This window comes from Paraburkholderia phytofirmans, assembly GCF_046028095.1.
Lineage (GTDB): Bacteria > Pseudomonadota > Gammaproteobacteria > Burkholderiales > Burkholderiaceae > Paraburkholderia > Paraburkholderia phytofirmans_A.
In genome coordinates this window covers 241709-261098 of record NZ_JAQQDJ010000006.1, presented here as the reverse complement: position 1 = coordinate 261098, position 19390 = coordinate 241709, and the positions used below count along the sequence as shown (strand labels likewise).

Here is a 19390-nt window from a genome sequence, read left to right as displayed (position 1 = left end):
ATGAATCTGTCGCGTCCGTTTATCTCCCGCCCGGTCGCCACCACGCTGCTGGCGATCGGCATCGCGCTGGCCGGTATTTTTGCGTTCACGAAGCTGCCGGTGGCGCCGCTGCCGCAAGTCGATTTCCCGACCATTTCGGTGCAGGCAACATTGCCAGGCGCGAGCCCGGATACCGTGGCGACCAGCGTCGCGAGTCCGCTCGAACGGCATCTCGGCTCGATTGCCGACGTCACCGAGATGACCTCGCAGAGCTCGGTCGGCTCGACGCGCATCACCATGCAGTTCGGCCTGAACCGCGACATCGACGGCGCCGCGCGCGACGTGCAGGCCGCGATCAACGCAGCGCGCGCCGATCTGCCGGCAAGCTTGCGCAGCAATCCGACGTATCACAAGGTCAATCCGGCCGACGCGCCGATTCTGATTCTGGCGCTCACGTCGAAAACGCTCACCGCCGGCCAGTTGTACGACTCCGCGGCCACCGTGCTGCAACAGTCGCTGTCGCAAGTGGACGGCGTCGGCGAAGTGGATGTGAGCGGCTCGGCCAACCCGGCCGTGCGTGTCGAACTGGAGCCGAATGCGCTCTCGCACTACGGCATCGGTCTCGAAGACGTGCGCGCGGCGCTCGCCGCGGCCAACGCGAACAGCCCGAAAGGCTCGATCGAATTCGGCCCGAAGCGCGTGCAGATCTATACCAACGACCAGGCCAGCAAGGCGTCGCAATACAGGGATCTGGTGATCGCCTATCGCAACGGTTCGGCGGTGAAGCTCTCCGACGTGGCCGAGGTGGTCGATTCGGTTGAAGACTTGCGCAACCTCGGCCTCTTCAACGGCAAGCGTTCGGTGCTGGTGATTCTGTACCGTCAGCCGGGCGCGAACATCATCGACACCATCGACCGTGTGACGGCGATGCTGCCGCAACTGCACGCGTCGCTGCCCGCCGACGTCGAGATCGCGCCGGCCGCCGACCGCTCCACCACGATCCGCGCTTCGCTGAAAGACACCGAGCGCACGCTGGTGGTCGCGGTCGCGCTGGTGGTGATGGTGGTGTTCCTGTTCCTGCGCAACTGGCGCGCCACGCTGATTCCGAGCGTGGCCGTGCCGATCTCGATCATCGGCACGTTCGGCGCGATGTACCTGCTCGGCTTCTCGATCGACAACCTTTCCTTAATGGCCTTGACCATCGCGACCGGCTTCGTGGTCGACGACGCGATCGTGGTGCTGGAGAACATCTCGAGACATATCGAGAACGGCGTGCCGCGCATTAAGGCGGCCTTTCTCGGCGCGCGCGAAGTGGGCTTCACCGTGCTATCGATCAGTATTTCGCTGGTCGCCGTGTTCCTGCCGATTTTGCTGATGGGCGGCATCGTCGGGCGTCTGTTCCGTGAATTCGCGCTGACGCTCTCGCTCGCGATCGGCGTGTCGCTGATCGTCTCGCTCACGCTCACGCCGATGATGTGCTCGCGCCTCCTGCGCGAGCCGCACGAGAAAAAAGAAGAAGGACGTTTCGGCCGCTGGCTGGAACGCGGCTTCGCGTCGATGCAGCGCGGTTATGAACGCACGCTCGGCTGGGCGCTCCTGCATCCGCGCCTGATCGTGACGATTCTGCTGCTGACCATCGGCCTGAACGTGTGGCTGTACATCATCGTGCCGAAGGGTTTCTTTCCGCAGCAGGACACGGGGCGGCTGGTGGGCGGCATTCAGGCCGACCAGGCCACCTCGTTCCAGTCCATGAAAGGCAAGTTCGCGCAGATGATGGAGATCGTCGGCAAGAACCCGGCGGTGGAAAGCGTGGCCGGCTTTACCGGCGGACGGCAGACCAATTCCGGCTTCATGTTCGTGACGCTGAAATCGAAGTCGGAGCGCAAGGCCTCCGCCGATCAGGTGATCCAGCAACTGCGCGCGCCGCTCGGCGACGTGGCCGGCGCGCGGACCTTCCTGCAGGCGGTGCAGGACATTCGCGTCGGCGGACGGCAGTCGAACGCGCAGTACCAGTTCACGCTGCTGGCCGATTCGACGCCCGACCTGTACCTGTGGGGACCGAAGCTCACCGAGGCGTTGCAGGCGCGCCCCGAACTCGCGGACGTGAATTCCGACCAGCAGCAAGGCGGCCTCGAAGCGATGGTAACGATCGACCGGGCCACCGCCGCGCGCCTCGGTATCAAGCCGGCGCAGATCGACAACACCTTGTACGACGCATTCGGCCAGCGTCAGGTGTCGACGATCTATAACCCGTTGAATCAATATCACGTTGTGATGGAAGTCGCGCCGAAGTACTGGCAGAGTCCGGACATGCTGAAGCAGATTTACATCAGCACGTCGGGCGGCAGCGCGAGCGGCGCGCAGACCACCAACGCGCCGGCGGGCACGGTGACGACGGCGACCGCCGCGGCAACTTCATCGATCAGTGCGACGACGGGCGGCACGGCGGGCACGACTGCTTCGAGCGCGGCGAGCATTGCCGCCGACTCCGCGCGCAATCAGGCGATCAATTCGATTGCGGCGAGCGGCAAGTCGAGCGCTTCGTCGGGCGCGGCGGTGTCGACTGCGAAGGAAACCATGGTGCCGCTGTCGGCGATCGCGAGTTTCGGACCGGGCAGCACGCCACTGTCCGTGAATCACCAGAGCCAGTTCGTGGCCTCGACGATTTCGTTCAATTTGCCGCCGGGCGTTTCTCTATCGACGGCGACCCAGGCGATCTACGACACGATGGCGCAGATCGGCATGCCGGGGACGATCCACGGCAGTTTCCAGGGGACCGCGCAGGCGTTCCAGCAGTCGATGTCCGATCAGCCGATCCTGATTCTGGCCGCGCTGGCCGCCGTGTATATCGCGCTGGGGATGCTGTATGAGAGCTATATCCATCCGCTGACGATTCTGTCGACGTTGCCTTCGGCGGGCGTGGGCGCGTTGCTGGCGCTGCTGCTGTTCAAGACGGAGTTCAGCATCATCGCGTTGATCGGGGTGATTCTGCTGATCGGGATCGTGAAGAAAAACGCGATCATGATGGTGGACTTTGCTATTGAAGCGTCGCGGCAGGGACTGTCCTCGCGGGATGCGATTCATCAGGCTTGTTTGCTGCGATTCCGGCCGATCATGATGACGACTTTTGCTGCGTTGCTGGGGGCTTTGCCTCTGGCGTTCGGGCGGGGTGAAGGGGCCGAGCTTCGGGCGCCGCTGGGGATTGCGATTGTGGGTGGGTTGATTGTGAGTCAGATGCTCACGCTTTATACGACGCCGGTTGTGTATCTTTATATGGATCGGATTCGGGTCAGGTGGGAGTCCCGGAAGGGGCGCCGCGCTGGGACGGCTGCTACTTGATGGTTTTGCCGTGTGGCCAGTTCCAGCGTGGCGGTGGAACTGGAACGGCCCATACCTCACGCCGCCCGTACGGGCGGCAATCTCCTCAAACGAGGTTTCCAGAACCTGCATTCGTCCGTTAATCATTTTTATGATTATGCGGAATACTTATCCATTTAATTCCATTGACGAATCTTTACAGCAATCCTATATACGCGTGATAGCGCCGATGCGATAATAAAAAAATTAACGGGGAACGGCATATGAAGGCATGCGAGGACCTGCTGTATCACGTCAGGCTATGGAGGGGCCATGTATAGCCCCATCCAGCCTCGCACCCTGTGTGTCTCGTGCGATGCCTTCCCTGTCGAGCGCGGCAAGCAGATCCTGTTTCCCGTGCGGCTACGTGGCACGGAGGCACTCGGCAAGCTGTACAGGTACTCGCTGGACATGGCGACAACCTGCTCGCCGATTATTTCCGCGACCGGCACTCGCCGTCAGATCACTCCCGATAAACTGGTCGGCAAAGAAGTGACGATCTCGATTGAGTTCGACGGGAAGGGAACATTTGTCACCGGCATCGCCGGCTACGGCGGTGCTGCAAACGTCGGCGCCGGCGTCAGGACGATTACGGGGATCATCAGCAAAGTCGAGTTGACCGGCGCCGATGACCGCCACATGTACTACCGCCTTGTCGTGCGGCCCGCACTGTGGCTGACCACAAAGACGTCGCGCAGCCGCATATTCCAGAACAGAAGCGTGCTGGATATCACCAGAGATATACTGGCCGATTATCCGATTCTGTACGACATGAAGGTGTCCGCCTTCAGGCTGAAAAACGGCTACCCGGAGCGCGACTTCGTCCGTCAGATGTGGGAATCCGACTTCGATTTCCTGACCCGCCTGTGGCGAGAATGGGGACTGTATTACTTCGAGGATGACAACCGGCTCGTGTTCTGTGACGCACCAGGTGCTCACCGGCCTCACGGGAAAGCCTACGACTCAATACGCTACCACGCGCCCGGCGCCGGGCGCATCGACGAGGAGTACATCTACCGCCTGAATGCGTCGCGCAGGATCACCGCCGCCAAAGTGAGCGTGGTCGATTACGACTACACGCGCGCACGTCAAAATCTACCCGAGGAACACGACGCGTTCGGCGACCTGCACCTGGCAGAAGAACGGCACTGGGGCGACTACTCACAGCCGCTTGCCGGCGCAATGGGCCTGTCCGGTCAGCCTAACAGTTATCTGGAGGAAGCCCGCTATCTCGCAGGCGTGCGGGCCTATGCGCTTTACTCGCGCAATGAGCGTCTCAGAGGGCGCGGCAACCTGCTCGGCCTGAAAACGGGCAGGACGTTCCGGCTCACCGATCACCCGGAGCCGGCTATCAACGCCGAGTATCTGGTGGTGTCCACGACGGTCGATATCCTTAGCGTGAGCGAGACGACAGTGTCGGCTGGAATGCCCGACCAACGCCGCTACGAGTGCGTGACCGACTTCGTGCTGCAACCGTCCGACCGGTTCTTCAGGAACCGTCTGAAAAAGAAGCCGCGCTGTCACGCGGAAACGGCGGTCGTGGTCGGACCGAAAGACCGGACCACCTGGGTCGATGCGTACGGGCGGGTAAAAATCAGCTACCTGTGGGACCTGGACAGGCCGAAGGACGAAAACGCAAGCTGCTGGGTGCGCGTGTCATCGCCATGGCAGGGTGACTCGTTCGGCACGACCTATGTGCCACGTATCGGCGACGAGGTGACGGTCAATTATCACGAAGGCGACCCTGACAAGCCCTACATTGCTGACCGGATGGTCAACCGGTTCAGACAACCGCCGTGGAAACTGCCGGCCAATCATGCACTGAGCGGCACACGCACTCGAGACCTCGACGGATTACAGGCCAACCAGATCGTCGCCGACGATACACCCGGCAAACTTCAGGTACAGGTCAGCAGCGATTATGCGCAGTCGCGGCTGGTGCTCGGTTATAACACGCACATCGACGGCAACGACGGGCGCAAGGAGGAACGCGGCCAGGGGTGGGAACTGGCAACGGATTCATGGGGCGCGCTGCGCGCCAATCGGGGCATGGTCATCAGCACCGAAACACGAGCGGGTGCAACGGCCCCCGTCAAGGACATGGGCGAGACGGTGCAGCGACTCACGCAGGCGCGCGAACTTCATGAGGATATGGCGGAGGTTGCGCGGCAGCACACCGCCCAGCAGGACGGCACTGACCAGCGCGACGCCGTTGGTGACATCAAGGCGCAGAACAGCGCAATTCGCGGCGAGGCGAAATCGGACGTCAATCCGTTTCCGGAACTGGCGCGGCCCGATATGGTAATCGCGAGCGCTGCGGGGATCGGCATGACGGCGGCGCAGAGTACTCATCTTGCGAGCCGGTATGACCTGGCATTGACGACCGGGCGCGATGTGAGCATTGCTTCGGGCCGCTCGTTGTTCGCCGCGGTGCGAGGTGCCGTTTCGCTGTTCGCGTATCAGCTTGGCATGAGACTGATAGCTGCCAAGGGCAAGGTAGAGGTTCAGGCACAAAGCGACGAAATGGCGCTTACCGCATTAAAGGACATGACGGTCACCAGCACTGGTGGCCGCGTTGTCATCACAGCGGCAAAGGAAGTATGGATCGGCGCGGGCGGTTCGTACATCCAGGTCAATGGCAACGGGATCATCAACGGGTCGCCGGGCCCGATACTCGAAAAGACCGCATCGTGGGACGTTCCAGGCCCCGACGCTCAGCTACCCAGTTTCGCGCCGTTCGGTTCCGGTACGCCGACTGAGGGCTATACACATTCCCTCTGAAGGCCTCGTCATAAAGCACCGTGATTATTAGCCCTCCTTTTCTCCCGACAGCACAGCCGCAGCAGAATGACGTCGGGGTCACAGAGACACGAATCCAGCGCGTCACAAGAGCAATCAATGGTGGTGACAATGGACTCGAAATAGAACCCGCCACACGTTAAGGTTGCAAAAATTTTTGGAAACGTCTTATGAGTTTGTTTGAGAAATTGTCCGTGGCAGCGTTATGCGGATGCCTGTTTCTCGCAAACCGGAATGTCTTTGCAAAAACGGGTACCCGGACATATGAAGATGGGCATGTTGCGCTTTCATACCCGGACAATCGATACAACAGTGTGAAAGTCGATGCGAATTCAGAGAGTAATTTCTATACCTGCCTTCTTCATCTCAAGGATGTCGACGCCGACGATATCTTGACGGTGTGCAAGGGTGATATACGCCAATGTGGCTCCTACGACGGGGTAAAGCCGTACTGGTATAGCGAAGACGGAACACTGATGCTTTTTAGCGCAACAACTATAGTTGCGCCGAAGAGGTCAATGGGTACCGGGCGAACGGCCTATGAGGCATTTCCAGCTTGTCCGACGACAGATAGTCGCGGTCGATCGCATGCTTATGGTGCGGAATGCTACGAACTGGTCGTGTCTGAGAAAGGCAAAACGGTGTCCCTCACATACTGGATCGGCGAAATGCCGAATCGCAAATCGAAAGTTGAGGCTGCGAGAGCCACAACGCATATTTTGCAATCCGTGAAAATAAAATGATTCAGAAAATATTGGCTCTCAGATGGACAGAACATCCTGGTTACTTGTCTTTGCGGCTCGGCGAACTCGAGACAGAAAAGCACAGGTGGGCTGTCTCCGGACATGTTCACCGTCTTTTAAACTTCACCAAGTACTGAATGTGAAATCAACCTTAATGATCGACCTCATCCGACTCGGTGACACCACCGCCCACGGCGGCCAAGTCGTCACCGCCTCCCAAACCCTCCGTTATGCCGGGCGGCGCGTGGCCCGCAAGGGCGATCTCATAGAATGCCCGCTGCACCCCGATGTCCAGCCCAATATGATCCTTGAAGGCGACACGAGAATAACCGATTGCGGTACGCCCGTTGCGCGGCAGCGCCATCAGGCCACCTGCGGATGCAGTCTGATTTCGAGTCTGCGTGAGTAATCACGAGTACGCGACACGAATACGCGGCACGAATACGCGGCACGAATACGCGCGCAAAGGAAGACCGTCAGCAAAGGCCGAAAACGGATACTTGAAGCAACGCCGGTCGATTGTCAAATTTCGACACAACGCTACTGGGGTGCATTGAAGTGTGATCGAATGGGCCTGCTGGTCCACCAAAGTGACAGGCGTAACCAGGCGGGGTTTTTTTCCCCTTTGACCGCCTGCTGGCCTGAATGCTGGTGGACCGGCACCTTCCGGCGCACATGTCCGCAACAGGGTCTCAAGGGAGCGCCCCGGCTCGCGCAGCTTGGCTACAGGCAAAGAAAGAAGGCACCGCCCCGCACAGGGGCAACGCTCTTAGACCGCAAAGAAATCACGGAAAGACCAACCCGGAAAACCAACCCCTAAAGCTTCTGCTCCACAGCGAGCACCAAAATCCGCGCCCATTGTTTAGCCTGCCGCTCATCCCGCATTGGCAAGACCCAGGTTTGATGCCTGGCATCTTTGACCTTCAAAGCAACCTGCGATTGAGCAGCATCACCCTGCACCTCCGCCCCGAGCAAATCAGCAAAAATATAAGCCCCCTGCTCTTCACCAAGACGGATCTCACACAACCGCTTACCGGCAGCAAGCCGCACCATCCCCCAACTGCCCTTGAGTTCGTGAGTCCAATCTCCATCACGAACGTTGGAAGCCACTTCCTTGCGGCGCCGCCACCAATAACCCAGCGCGGCAATCAGCAGCAAAGCCACCAGCACGGCAACGCCAACAGCAACACCCAGCCCAAAAGCCGCCTGCAAGGCATCAAACGCCCGCACCGCGCCATAGCACAGCGCGATCAGCGCAATCAACGCAACGAGAATCGGCATCGCAAGCTCACAGAAAAAAACGCAGCCTAGCACGTGCAATACCCGCCGCGCTCGCAGCAAGAACACCGCAAAAAACCATTGCGAAAATTGCGCGGACGCCCAACTCGACCTTAAGGCTGCTTATGCGCCGCCGCCCAATCCTTCACGGCCTTCAGCGTATTTTCGACATGCTTCTCCGGCGAGAGGCTCGTATATTCGTAAATGATCTTGCCATCCGGCGCGATCACATACGACACGCGATTGGCCATCGAAGCGTGCATCGGCATGCCAGCGTCATATGCGCCGATCACCTTCGAATCGGCATCGGCCGCCACCGGGAATTTGCTGCGGCACTCGCTCACCGAAAACTTCGTCAGCGTGTCGATGTTGTCGTGCGACACGCCGATCACCGTCGCGCCATACTTCTTGTATTCGTCGACAGCTTCGGCGAACTCGTGGGCTTCGATCGTGCAGCCCTTGGTAAAGGCCGCCGGATAGAAATACACCACCACCGGACCTTTCTTCAGCTCGTCGGCCAGCGAATACGTATAAGTCTTGCCTCCCAGCGAAGCCTGCGCGGTGAAGTCCGGTGCGGCATCGCCCGGCTTGAGGGTCGCCGAGGCCGTCAGCGAGTGCATGGCGAATCCCACCGACACGGCGGCGGCCAGTGCGGCCGATATGAATTTCTTCTTCATCTGCTTTTCTCCAGGCGTGGATGCACGCGGTTCGTCCCATGAAGCCAAGGCCGCCGCGTTCGGGAGAACGCCGGCCAACTTCGCTATTGGACCACGTACTCACAAGGTACGTAAGAACCAGCCTGCAGGATGCAGAAGTCGTTGCCGTGAACGCCGCGACGGCAAGCACACCGAAAGCGCGCGACGGCGCCGCCGTGCCCGTCAAGCGATAGCTTCCTCGATATGCGCGCCGAACCAGGCCGCGGCCGACAGGTTCAGCTCGGCCAGCACCTCGGGCGTAAAGGCCACGAAGCCGGCCGGCGCATCGGGGCCCAGCGCGATCGATGCCGCGTCGACGCCCTCGCCCGCTGCCTCGGCAAGGCGCAGCAAGGTGCCGAGTTCGCCACGCCGCGACACGATCGCTTCGCGAATCTGCGGCGCGAGGCCGAGTTTCTCCAGCACCGCGCCCGGCGAGCTGCCGAGCACGACGTGGATCAGCGAAAAAATTCCGGTCATGAAGGCCGCATCGGCGAATTCGTCGTCGGCGGGACGCAGCCAGGTCGCGGCCAACTCCATGAAACGCGAACGCGTGCCCGCCAGTTGCACCAGCGGATCGGCGCGCCACGGCAGGTCGCCGCTGTCGGCGTACAGCAGCAATTGCGCCCAGCGCGCGATCTGCCGTGTGCCGGTGGCAATGATCGCCTCGCGCAACGACGCAATATTGCGCCCCAGCCCGAACGCACTCGAATTGACGAGGCGCAACAGCTGCACCACCACGCTCGGGTTCAGCTTGAGCTCCGCTTCGAGTTCGACGATGTCGGCGTCGCGCGACAGCAGCGCCAGGAGGCGCAGCAGCCCCGGCCGCGGCGAGCGGTTGCGCGGCGCGGCCAGCACCTGCGGCCGCGCGAAAAAGTAGCCCTGGAACAGATCGAAGCCGAGGTCACGGGCGAGCGCGAAATCCTCGCGCGTCTCGACCTTCTCGGCGATCAGCGTCTTGCCCTGCCCGCGCACCAGCGACGCCAGCTTCGGCAGCACGGCGCGGTCGGTCTGCAGGAAGTCGATCTTGACGATGTCGGCATGCGGCAGCGCGCCGATCAGCTCGTCGGACAGTTCGCTCACGTCGTCGAGCGCCACCTGAAAGCCGGCGCGGCGCAGCTCGCCCAGACGGCGGACCAGCTGCGCATCGAATTTCACGGTCTCGAGGATTTCGAGCACGAAGCGCTCGGGCGGCATCAGATGCACGATGTCGTTAAAGAGCAGCGCGCGGTCGATATTGACGAAACCGCGATGCTGGCCCAGCACCGTCGGCACGCCGATCCCGCCGATCGCGCGCGCCACCACCTGCGCGGTCGCCTGGGCGTCGTCGGTAACTTCGGCGTAGTTATGCGCGCCGGCTCGATACAACAGTTCGTAGGCATTGAGCGCGCCGTCGCGATCGAGGATCGGTTGACGGCCCAGATACACGAACTGCGGCGCGGCCCACGATTCGGCGCCGTCGGCAGCTGCGTCGAGCACCTCGTTATGCCGGGCAGTGGCCTTGGCTTGATGGCGTTCAGACATGGAGCATCGGGGGAAGTATTCGGTAAGCTACGCAGCAGCGACGTCTCGGCCGGTACTGCACAACACGTTTGTCGTATTAACGGACGTCGCACAGCCGCACTTTAACTGAATCGTTCCCCGGTCGCGGCCACGCCGTGCAAGCGCTTCCTTACCGGATGTTTTTTGCAGCAGGCGCTAAAGATTTCGCCGCAAGGGTCGTTATCTCGTTCTGATGGGGCGGCCTGATACCTCTCGACCGCCCCGATTGGCGGGCAGGTGAGCCGCCCCGCCTGCAGACGAACACAGGTTGCCAGCGATAAACATGGAAGCGAACAGGATCACCGCGCCCCGCCGGGGCTCCTTGCGCACGGTCATGGACCGGCTTCGTGCGTTCGGCCGGCGCGTGGACGGCAAACCGCAGGCGGCCGCAAGCCGCGCTGCCCAACTGGAACAGGTGGTCGGCGCCGTCGACCTGCTGGCGCACGTCGACGACGAGCTGCGCTTCATCTATGTATCCGAAGCCAGCCTGCGCTTCATCGGTTATCACCGCGAGTATCTCGAGACCATCACGCTGCACGACCTCGTGGCGCCGGCCGACGTGCCGCGCCTCGACACCCTGCTGACGCGCGCCGCCGTCTCGGGCAACGTCGAGAAGGCCACGCTGAGCCTCATCAAGTCGCTGACTTATCCGATCACGGTCGAGCTGCGCGTGGTGCGCAGCAGTCACGACGGCACCGCGGGCTATGCGATCGCCGGCTTCGACGTATCGGCCTGGCGCGCCACCGAGGAACGTTTGACCCAGGCGTTGCATCTGGACCGCCTGACCAATCTGGCCAACCAGTCGGCGCTGATTCCCGCGCTCCTCGACGCCCAGCAGCAAGCCGACGCGCACGGCACACCGGCCGCGCTGCTGCTGCTCGACCTCGACGACTATCAGCGCGTGAACCGCGCGCTCGGCTACGATGCCGGCGACGAAATGCTGCGCGACACCTCGCGCCGCATCCTGAACATGACGAGCCCGAGCGAGACCGTGGCGCGCGTGGCCAGCGACGAGTTCGCGATTCTCGTGAAGCCCGCCGCCAGCCGCACCGATGCGGCGGCCGCCGCCGAAACGCTGGCGCGGCGCCTGCTGACCGCGATCCAGCAGCCGTATGTGTTCAACGGCCAGCAGGTGCATCTGTCCGCGAGCATCGGCATCGCGCTCTATCCGGACGTGCGCCACGCCAACGACACCGCCGGTCACGACACCCATCTGCTGCGCTGGGCTGATCACGCCCTCCTGCAGGCCAAGGCGGCCGGCGGCAACACCCTCGCCTTCTATGTGCCCGACGACAATCCCGCCGACGCCGAGCGCCTGAAGCTGGAAGCCGACCTCTACGACGGCGTGCGCAACGGCGAGTTCTCGCTACACTTCCAGCCGATCACGAGCAGCCGCACGCATGGCGTGGTCGGCGTGGAAGCCTTGATCCGCTGGTTGCATCCGGTGCACGGACTGGTGCCGCCGTCCATGTTCATCCCACTTGCTGAGTCGATCGGCCTGATCAACTTCCTCGGCAACTGGGTGTTGAAGGTGGCCTGCATGCAGTTGATCCAGTGGGATGCGAAAGGCATCTCCCTGCAATACGTGGCCGTGAACGTGTCGCCGCAGCAGTTCCGCGATCCGCGCTTCAAGGACGCCGTGCGCGAGGCGATCGAGTTGACCGGCATCGATCCGCGCCGCCTCGTGTTCGAGATCACCGAAAGCCTGCTGATGCACGACCCGGCGCATGCCAAGGGTCTGCTCGAAGACCTGACCGCCATGGGCATCCGCTTCGCGGTCGACGACTTCGGCACCGGTTATTCGAGCCTGGCTTACCTGCAACGCTTCCCGCTGGCCAAGCTCAAGATCGACAGGAGTTTTGTCGAGAATCTGCTAACCTCCCGGAACGATCAGGCAATCGTTAGCGCCGTCGTGGGCCTCGCTCAGACACTGGATCTGGAGCTGGTGGCCGAGGGCGTCGAAACGGAAGCACAGCGCGCCCTGCTCACCGAGATGGGATGCGACCACATTCAGGGGTGGCTCGTCTGCAAGGCGCTGCCGTCCGACGAACTCGCGCAGCGTTTCGAAGCGCGCACGCTTCATTTGCACAGCGCCTAGCCATGCAGGCAAAGCGCTCATGTCGTGAATCATGCAGCGGAACAAGCCGGTCTCTGGCCGGCGTGGCACTCATTGGAACATGTATGGCTTTGGCGGGACTCACATGGTAAAGGCGGCGGTGCTCGACCGGCTCTGGACGCGAATGAGCGAGCGCGGCGATTTCCCCATGCTGTCGCAGTCGCTGCGCTCCACCATGGCGGCGATGAACAATGACGACCTCGACTTCACCGGCCTCGTGCAGGTGGTACTGTCCGACTTCGCCCTCACGCAAAAAGTACTGCGGCTCGCGAACTCGGCCATGTACATGGCGTTCGGCGGCAACATCACCACCGTGTCGCGCGCGCTGATGGTGCTCGGCATGGACGCGGTCGGCCACCTGGTGGTCGGCCTGAAAATAGTCGATCACTTCCATCACAGCGCGCCACGCCGCATCGACGCGAAACTCGAACTGAACCGCACGCTGCTGTCGGGCTGCGTCGCGCGCAAGCTGACCGAACGCGGCGATCTGCGCGCCGGCGAGGAAGCCGTGGTCTGCACGCTGATGCGGCAGATCGGCAAGCTGCTGGTGGTGTTCTATCTCGACGCCGAATGGGATCAGATTCGCCGCCATATCGACGACGGCACGCTCGAAGCCGATGCCTGCGTGCTGGTGCTCGGCGTCACGTTCGACGAAATCGGCGCCGAAGCCGCCGTGCGCTGGCGCCTGCCCGACATGATCCGCTCCGGCATGGGCGAGTTCGATCCGCAAGACGTCACGCAGCCGCGCCAGGTGCAATGGCTGCGCGCCATTACCAATTACTCGACGGCGGTCGCCGACGTGCTCACCCAGCAGAACATGCCGGACTGGGAACGCGAGGAACGCATCGCCGAACTGGCGCAGGAATATAGCGGCGCGCTGAACACCGATCCCGAACTGCTGCTCCAGATGAGCGTGGCGCTCGCCCGCGAAGAAGGCGGCGACGGCGTGATGCGCGAAATCGTCGAACTGCGCGCCAACGCGGACGCGATCGCGCGCGAGGCGCTCAGCCCCGAGGCGCGCATCGCAGTGGGCGTGCAAGATCTGCGCGGCCTGCCGGAAGGCAGCCCGCTAGCGCCGGCACTGGCGATGGCGGCCGAAACGCTGCTCGCGGGCCTGGGCTTTGCGCGCACGGTGGTATTCGTCAAGCACAGCAACGGCACCTTCAAGGCGCGCCTCGGTCTCGGACCGAAGATCGACGCGGCGTTACCCAAGCTGACGTTCAACACGGCTTTCGAGCCCGACGTGTTTCATCTGGCGATCGCGAACTCGGTGGGCATCTTCATCGAGAACGCGCGCGATCCGAAGATGGTCGCGCGGCTGCCCGAATGGTTCCGCCGCTCCTTCGACGACTCCCGCGCCTTCGTGCTGCTGCCGGTCGTCGATGAAAGCGATACGACGGTGGCGCTGCTCTACGGCGACTGGTCGCATAGTCAGGAGCCACGGCGCATCTCACAGAAAGAGATGAGCGTGTTGAATGAACTGGCCAAGGAGTTAGGCCGTTTTTTCGGCCTGGGGCAGATGCGGGAAATGGAGATGATGTGAAGACATGGCGTGATCGTTGATCACTCCGCTTCACTCTCACCTGTTCTGTGTTTGCCCGACGCCAGGTTGCACCTGAGTCAGTTCCGCCGGAACCGCCATGCCTCGCATGCCGCGGTCTCCGGCTGAAGCGCCGATCTCAATCCTCGATTCTTTCCAGCCCTTCCGCGCTGCGGTCGGCGACACCGGCCCATGCGCCGGCCGCCAGACCCAGTTCCGCGACCTCCTCCACCGTCAACGGCTGCAAGCGTTCGCACAGCGTGCCGATCTCGTCCCACGCGCCGCGTTCGAGCGCTTCGACCGCGGTCAGCAGCAACCCCAGCACGCCCTGCCGATGCAGGATGCCCGCCTGGATCGGACGCGACAACGTCAGCACATTCAAGGTGCTTTCGAGCGAGCCGCCGAACACCGCGTCGACGAATGAAAATACGCCGGTCAGGAACGCTGCATCGGCTTCGTCGCGGCCGGCTTCGGGCAGGCGCTCGATCGCCAGTTCCATGAAGCGCGCGCGGGTCGCGGCGAGTTGCAGCAAGGGATCGTCCTCGAGGGCGACCTTGCGGCCGTCGGCGTAGAGCAGCAGCTGCGTCCAGCGCGCGATGCGGTTGGTGCCGGTCGCGTTGATCGCTTCGCGCAACGTCGTGACCTTGTGGCCGACGGCGAGGCCGCTCGAATTGGCGAGCTTCATCAGATGCATCACCAGCACCGGGTTCAGCTTGAGTTCGGCTTCGAGCTGCGCGACGGTCGGATCGCCCGACAGGAGTTGCAGCAGATTCAGCAACGCATGGCGCGGCGCGCTGACACGGCGCGTCGCCGAGGTCTGCGCGCGCGCGAAGAAGTAGCCTTGAAAGCGATCGAAGCCGAGTCCATGCGCCGTTTCGAAATCGGCCTGCGCGTCGATACCCGAGGCGACCAGCAGCTTGCCCGCCGACTTGAGCACGCTCGCCAGTTTCGGCAGCAGCGCGCGCGGCGCGTGCATGAAATCGATCTTGACGACTTCGGCGTATGGCAACAGCTTGGCGAAGGCTTCGTTGGGTTGGGTCACCTCGTCGAGCACGAAGCGATAGCGCCGCCCATGCAACTGGACGATGCGCGCCACCAGCGCCTCGTCGATCTCGATGGTGGGCGCCAATTCGAACATGAAGCGCTCGGCGGGCAGCCGCAGGATCGCGTCGTCGAATAGCATCTCGCGGCTGACGTCGACATAGGCCGGATGCCCGGTCAGCGCGCCGCGCACATTGCCCTGAAGCAGGCCGTGCAGGATGGCTCGCGCCACGCGTTGGGCCGGATCGGGCGCGCGGTCTGACGCGTCGGCGTCGGTGTCGCTGTTCTCATGTCCGGCGGAATGTGCGGCGTCAGCCGAATCCGCCGGCCATTCCGGTGCCCGCACCTTGATCTCGTAGCCGCACAGCATGCCGTCCCGGTTCAGAATCGGCTGCCGCGCGAAGCTGGCATTCAATTGCGCATCGTCCTGCGCACCCGTTTGACCCGTGTGGCCCGGATTCTCGATTGCGATGGTGGTCATTGCACTCCCCCGCTAAGCGCCGCCCAGGCGCCTACTGCTGTATTTTGGTTTTCGCTGCACTCGCGGCACGCGGCCTTTGCGTGAGCCGTGGCGCCTGCGGTGCGCTCGCCGATTTTAGCGCAGGCCGCCAAGCGCGGACACGTCCGTGAAGCAATATCTGGAAATAATTGGTGAGCAGTTCGAGAGCAAGGCCACGTGGAATCAACGATACTCTTGTGCAGTGCAGAAGCGTTCCAACCGCGTTTAACCACCGAGGAAAAACATGGACGTCAAAAGCGTGCTGTCAAATGCCTTCGCCATGCCGATTACGAGTCCGGCATTCCCCATGGGCCCGTACCGGTTCATCAACCGCGAATTCCTGATCATCACCTACCGCACCGATCCGGACAAACTGCGCGCCGTGGTGCCCGAGCCGCTCGAGATCGGCGAGCCGCTGGTGCACTACGAGTTTATCCGCATGCCGGATTCGACGGGTTTCGGCGACTACACGGAAAGCGGCCAGGTGATCCCGGTGTCGTACAAGGGCGTGGCGGGCGGCTATACACTGGCCATGTATCTGGACGACCATCCGCCCATCGCCGGCGGCCGCGAATTGTGGGGCTTTCCGAAGAAGCTCGCGAACCCGGTACTCGCCGTTCATACCGACACGCTCGTCGGCACGCTCGACTACGGTCCGGTGCGTATCGCCACCGGCACGATGGGCTACAAGCACCGGCAGCTCGATCTGGCACAGCAGAAAAAGCGCCTCGAAACGCCGAACTTCTTGCTCAAGGTGATTCCGCATGTGGACGGCACGCCGCGCATCTGCGAACTGGTGCGCTACTACCTGCAGGACATCGATCTGAAAGGCGCATGGACTGGCCCGGCCGCGCTCGAACTGGCGCATCACGCGCTCGCGCCGGTCGCGGAATTGCCGGTGCTGGAGGTCGTCGAAGCGCGCCATCTGCTTGCCGATCTGACGCTCGGTCTCGGCGAAGTGGTGTTCGATTATCTCGATCAGCCGGAAGCGAACGTTCGTTGATCGGATAGCGCTCGCCTCTCGCGCCGCCTCGAATGCAAACGGCCGCTATTCAGCGGCCGTTTTGCATCAACTACAACGAATCGCGTAAGACGCGCGTTACTTCAACACCACCTTCACGTCGAAGTACTTCGCGGCGAATCGGTCGATCGTGCCGTCGGCCTTCAGTTCCTTGAGCGCCTGGTTCAACGCGTCCTTCAAGGCCTTATCGCCCTTGCGGATGCCGAAGCCAACGCCCGCGCCGAGCAGCTTCTCATCGGTGACGGCCGGACCGGCAAACTCGAAGCCCGCGCCTTGCGGCTTCTTCAGGAAGCCCTTCGATGCGGCTTCCGCGTCCTGGAACGCGGCGTCGAGACGACCCGACGCGAGGTCGGCGTAAATCTGATCCTGCGTCTGATACGGCACGACGTCGACGCCGGCCGGCGCCCAACGCGCTTTCGCGTAGGTTTCCTGAATCGTGCCTTGCAGCACGCCGACATGCTTACCCTTGAGCGACGCCGGCGTCGGCAGCAGACCGCTGCCCTTCTTCGCGATCATCTGATTCGGAATGGTGTAGATCGGATCCGTGAAGTCGACCGCCTGGCGGCGCTGATCCGTGATCGTCATGTCCGAGTTGATGGCGTTGAACTTGCGCGCCTGCAAAGCCGGGATCAGACCGTCGAACGAGTTCTCGACCCACACGCATTTGGCCTTCAGCTTCGCGCACACTGCGTTGCCGACGTCGATGTCGAAACCCTGCAGCTCGCCCGACGGCGACTTCGATTCGAACGGCGCATACGATGCCTCGACGCCGAAATGCACTTCCTTGATATCGGCCGCCGCAGCGGTGCCGGCCGTGACCGACGCCGCTGCGAACAGCGCAAGCGCAGCCATGTTTCGCCAATTCATCTTCATTACGGGTGTTCCTCTACGGTATTGAATAAGACGGAGCCGAATCCGGGCAAGCATGATTGCCGCGCCAAAATTGCGATTCAAACTCGTGCGGCCGGTGTGGTGCAGCGCAACAGCCGCGAGGCGGCGATTGTACAGGCTCCGTCTGCCGTGCCTGCGGGCGCGCCGCGTGGGGCGTCGATGGGCACGCGCTTTGGGCTCACGCGTAAAGGTGTAAATAGCTGTCGCGTTCAGGCAAAGCGGAACGCGTCACAGCGCGCCGTCGCCGGCTGCGAACTCGCCGCTGAGCTGCTGCGACAGATGCGTATAGACGGCAGCCACATGCGGCAAGTGACGCGACTCCGGATGCGCGAGCACCCACACCTGCGACTCGGCTTCGTCGAGCGGCGGAGTCAATTGCACGAGATCGTCGCGGCCACGCGCGAGAAAGGTCGGAAAGATGCCGACACCGAAACCGCGCACCACGAGTTCAAATACCGCCATCACGCTGTTGGTCTTGTAGCGCGGCTCGACTGTCGGGCAATGACGCTTGCGCCACAGCACCGAAGGGTGATCGCCGAGCGAGGCGTCCGGGGCCGCCCAGTCGCAACGCGCCAGCGCATCGACATCGCTCGCGTGGATGCCGCTGCTCCTGGCGGCGAACACGGCGATACGCAGCGGACCCACGTGCTTGCCGACCAGATGATCCGGCGCGCGGCGCGTGGCGCGCACGGCGATATCGGCGTCGCGTTTGGTGAGACTCGCGAGACTGTTGGTCGCCGTCAACTCGAACGACAACGCCGGATGCAGCGCCGCGAAATCATGCAGTGCGGGCAATAGCAGACCGTATAGCACGGTATCGGTGGTTGTCACGTGGACGCTGCCGGACACGCGGTCGCTGCTCGCCTGCACCGTGGAGCGCGCCGCCGCCAGTTCGCTTTCGATGCGCTCGGCGTGCCGCGCCAGTTGCGCGCCGAGCGGCGTGGCGCGGTAACCGCTGCGCGAGCGCTCGAACAAACGTTGTCCCAGCCCGCGTTCGATCCGCTGCACCGAGCGAAAGATGGTCGAGGCGTCGATACCCAAACGCTGCGCGGCTTCCGCGAGCGTGCCGGCGCGCACCAGCGCGAGAATGGTCTGGGTATCCGCCGAAGTCAGTTCGTATTGCGTTTTTGCACGCATGGTTTGGCAAGCCGCCTGTTTATCCGGAATGCGATCCGGGCTACTTTTACCACATGGACTTGTCGGCCGACGAGCTTTGCCACCGGCACCTGCCGGGACTTCAACCTCATCTAGGGCAGTGAAACATGAAACTCTATTACTCGCCGGGCGCCTGTTCGTTGGCGGTTCACATTGCACTGCGCGAAGCGGATCTCGACTTCGAAGGCATCAAGGTCAATCTGCAAACGCACAAGCTCGCCAACGGCGACGACTATTACGCGATCTCGCCGCGCGGTTATGTGCCCCTGCTCGAATTCGCCGATGGCTCTCGTCATACGGAGGGCGCCGCGCTGCTGCAATACGTCGCCGATCTCGCGCCCGAGTCGGATTTGCTGCCGCCCGCGGGTTCGCCGCAACGGCTCGAAGCGCTCGGCTGGCTCACGTATATCAGCACGGAATTGCACAAGACGTTCAGCCCGTGGCTCTGGCATCAGGAGACAGCCGAATCGACGAAGGCCGAATGCCGCGCCAAACTCGCCACACGTTTTAGCGAACTCGAAAAGGTGCTTGCGGCACGCGACTATCTGACGGGACGGTTCTCCGTCGCCGACGCGTATGCGTTCACCGTGCTGAGTTGGGCGCGCATGCTGTCGATCGATCTCGCCGCTTATCCGAAGCTGGAGGCGTATCTGGAGCGCGTTGCGGCACGCCCGAAGGTGCGGCAAGCGATGGTGGCGGAAGGTTTGATCCGCGCGAACGCAGCCTAAACGGCCACG

14 protein-coding genes are annotated in these 19390 nt (G+C 62.5%); 8 read left to right on the top strand and 6 right to left on the bottom strand.

The genetic code is table 11. The annotated features are described in order from the left end of the window. The 4 genes from PQR54_RS19440 (at position 1) to PQR54_RS19425 (ending at position 7287) form a co-directional block, all read left to right on the top strand. Positions 1–3318: an efflux RND transporter permease subunit gene (locus tag PQR54_RS19440; protein WP_408248478.1), complete on the top strand. Its 3318-nt coding sequence runs from the start codon at positions 1–3 to the stop codon at positions 3316–3318. Between the two features lie 291 nt (positions 3319–3609). Next, positions 3610–6117 carry a type VI secretion system Vgr family protein gene (locus tag PQR54_RS19435; protein WP_408248476.1) on the top strand — a complete coding sequence of 836 codons (2508 nt, stop codon included), beginning with the start codon at positions 3610–3612 and terminating at the stop codon, positions 6115–6117. A gap of 188 nt (positions 6118–6305) precedes the next feature. Further along, positions 6306–6878: a hypothetical protein gene (locus PQR54_RS19430; protein WP_408248474.1), complete on the top strand. Its 573-nt coding sequence runs from the start codon at positions 6306–6308 to the stop codon at positions 6876–6878. A 22-nt stretch (positions 6879–6900) separates the two neighbouring features. Then, positions 6901–7287 carry a PAAR domain-containing protein gene (locus PQR54_RS19425; protein ID WP_408248472.1) on the top strand — a complete coding sequence of 129 codons (387 nt, stop codon included), beginning with the start codon at positions 6901–6903 and terminating at the stop codon, positions 7285–7287. 407 nt (positions 7288–7694) lie between these two features. Here PQR54_RS19425 and PQR54_RS19420 read toward each other — a convergent pair whose 3' ends face one another. The 3 genes from PQR54_RS19420 to PQR54_RS19410 all read right to left on the bottom strand — a co-directional run bounded on the left by PQR54_RS19420 (position 7695) and on the right by PQR54_RS19410 (position 10372). Further along, positions 7695–8159, bottom strand: a complete 465-nt coding sequence (locus tag PQR54_RS19420) for a hypothetical protein (protein WP_408248470.1) — start codon at positions 8157–8159, stop codon at positions 7695–7697. A 110-nt stretch (positions 8160–8269) separates the two neighbouring features. Beyond that, on the bottom strand, positions 8270–8833 hold the full coding sequence (locus PQR54_RS19415; RefSeq protein ID WP_408248468.1) for a peroxiredoxin: 564 nt from the start codon (positions 8831–8833) through the stop codon (positions 8270–8272). Between the two features lie 201 nt (positions 8834–9034). Further along, a complete protein-coding gene (locus PQR54_RS19410) occupies positions 9035–10372 on the bottom strand; it encodes an EAL and HDOD domain-containing protein (RefSeq protein ID WP_408248466.1) in 1338 nt (445 codons plus the stop codon). A 301-nt stretch (positions 10373–10673) separates the two neighbouring features. Between PQR54_RS19410 and PQR54_RS19405 the strand changes: the two genes are divergently transcribed. Both PQR54_RS19405 and PQR54_RS19400 read left to right on the top strand, forming a co-directional pair. Next, entirely contained in the window at positions 10674–12488 is a 1815-nt protein-coding gene (locus tag PQR54_RS19405) for a putative bifunctional diguanylate cyclase/phosphodiesterase (protein WP_408248464.1), read from the top strand. Between the two features lie 103 nt (positions 12489–12591). Continuing rightward, on the top strand, positions 12592–14049 hold the full coding sequence (locus tag PQR54_RS19400; RefSeq protein ID WP_408248462.1) for an HDOD domain-containing protein: 1458 nt from the start codon (positions 12592–12594) through the stop codon (positions 14047–14049). 136 nt (positions 14050–14185) lie between these two features. Here the strand turns inward: PQR54_RS19400 and PQR54_RS19395 are convergent, their stop codons facing one another. Further along, on the bottom strand, positions 14186–15568 hold the full coding sequence (locus PQR54_RS19395) for an EAL and HDOD domain-containing protein (RefSeq protein WP_408248460.1): 1383 nt from the start codon (positions 15566–15568) through the stop codon (positions 14186–14188). A 262-nt stretch (positions 15569–15830) separates the two neighbouring features. Between PQR54_RS19395 and PQR54_RS19390 the strand changes: the two genes are divergently transcribed. Then, entirely contained in the window at positions 15831–16589 is a 759-nt protein-coding gene (locus tag PQR54_RS19390) for an acetoacetate decarboxylase (protein WP_408248458.1), read from the top strand. Positions 16590–16685: 96 nt separating this feature from the next. On the opposite strand, the gene PQR54_RS19385 is transcribed toward PQR54_RS19390, so the two are convergent. Beyond that, positions 16686–17480, bottom strand: a complete 795-nt coding sequence (locus tag PQR54_RS19385) for an ABC transporter substrate-binding protein (RefSeq protein WP_106312415.1) — start codon at positions 17478–17480, stop codon at positions 16686–16688. Between the two features lie 246 nt (positions 17481–17726). Further along, the gene (locus PQR54_RS19380) at positions 17727–18635 is read right to left on the bottom strand and encodes a LysR family transcriptional regulator (protein ID WP_408248456.1); all 909 of its coding nucleotides are present in this window, start codon (positions 18633–18635) and stop codon (positions 17727–17729) included. Between the two features lie 125 nt (positions 18636–18760). On the opposite strand from PQR54_RS19380, the gene gstA reads away from it, so the two are divergent. Further along, entirely contained in the window at positions 18761–19381 is a 621-nt protein-coding gene (gene gstA / locus PQR54_RS19375; protein ID WP_408248454.1) for a glutathione transferase GstA, read from the top strand. Positions 19382–19390: the final 9 nt, after the last annotated feature.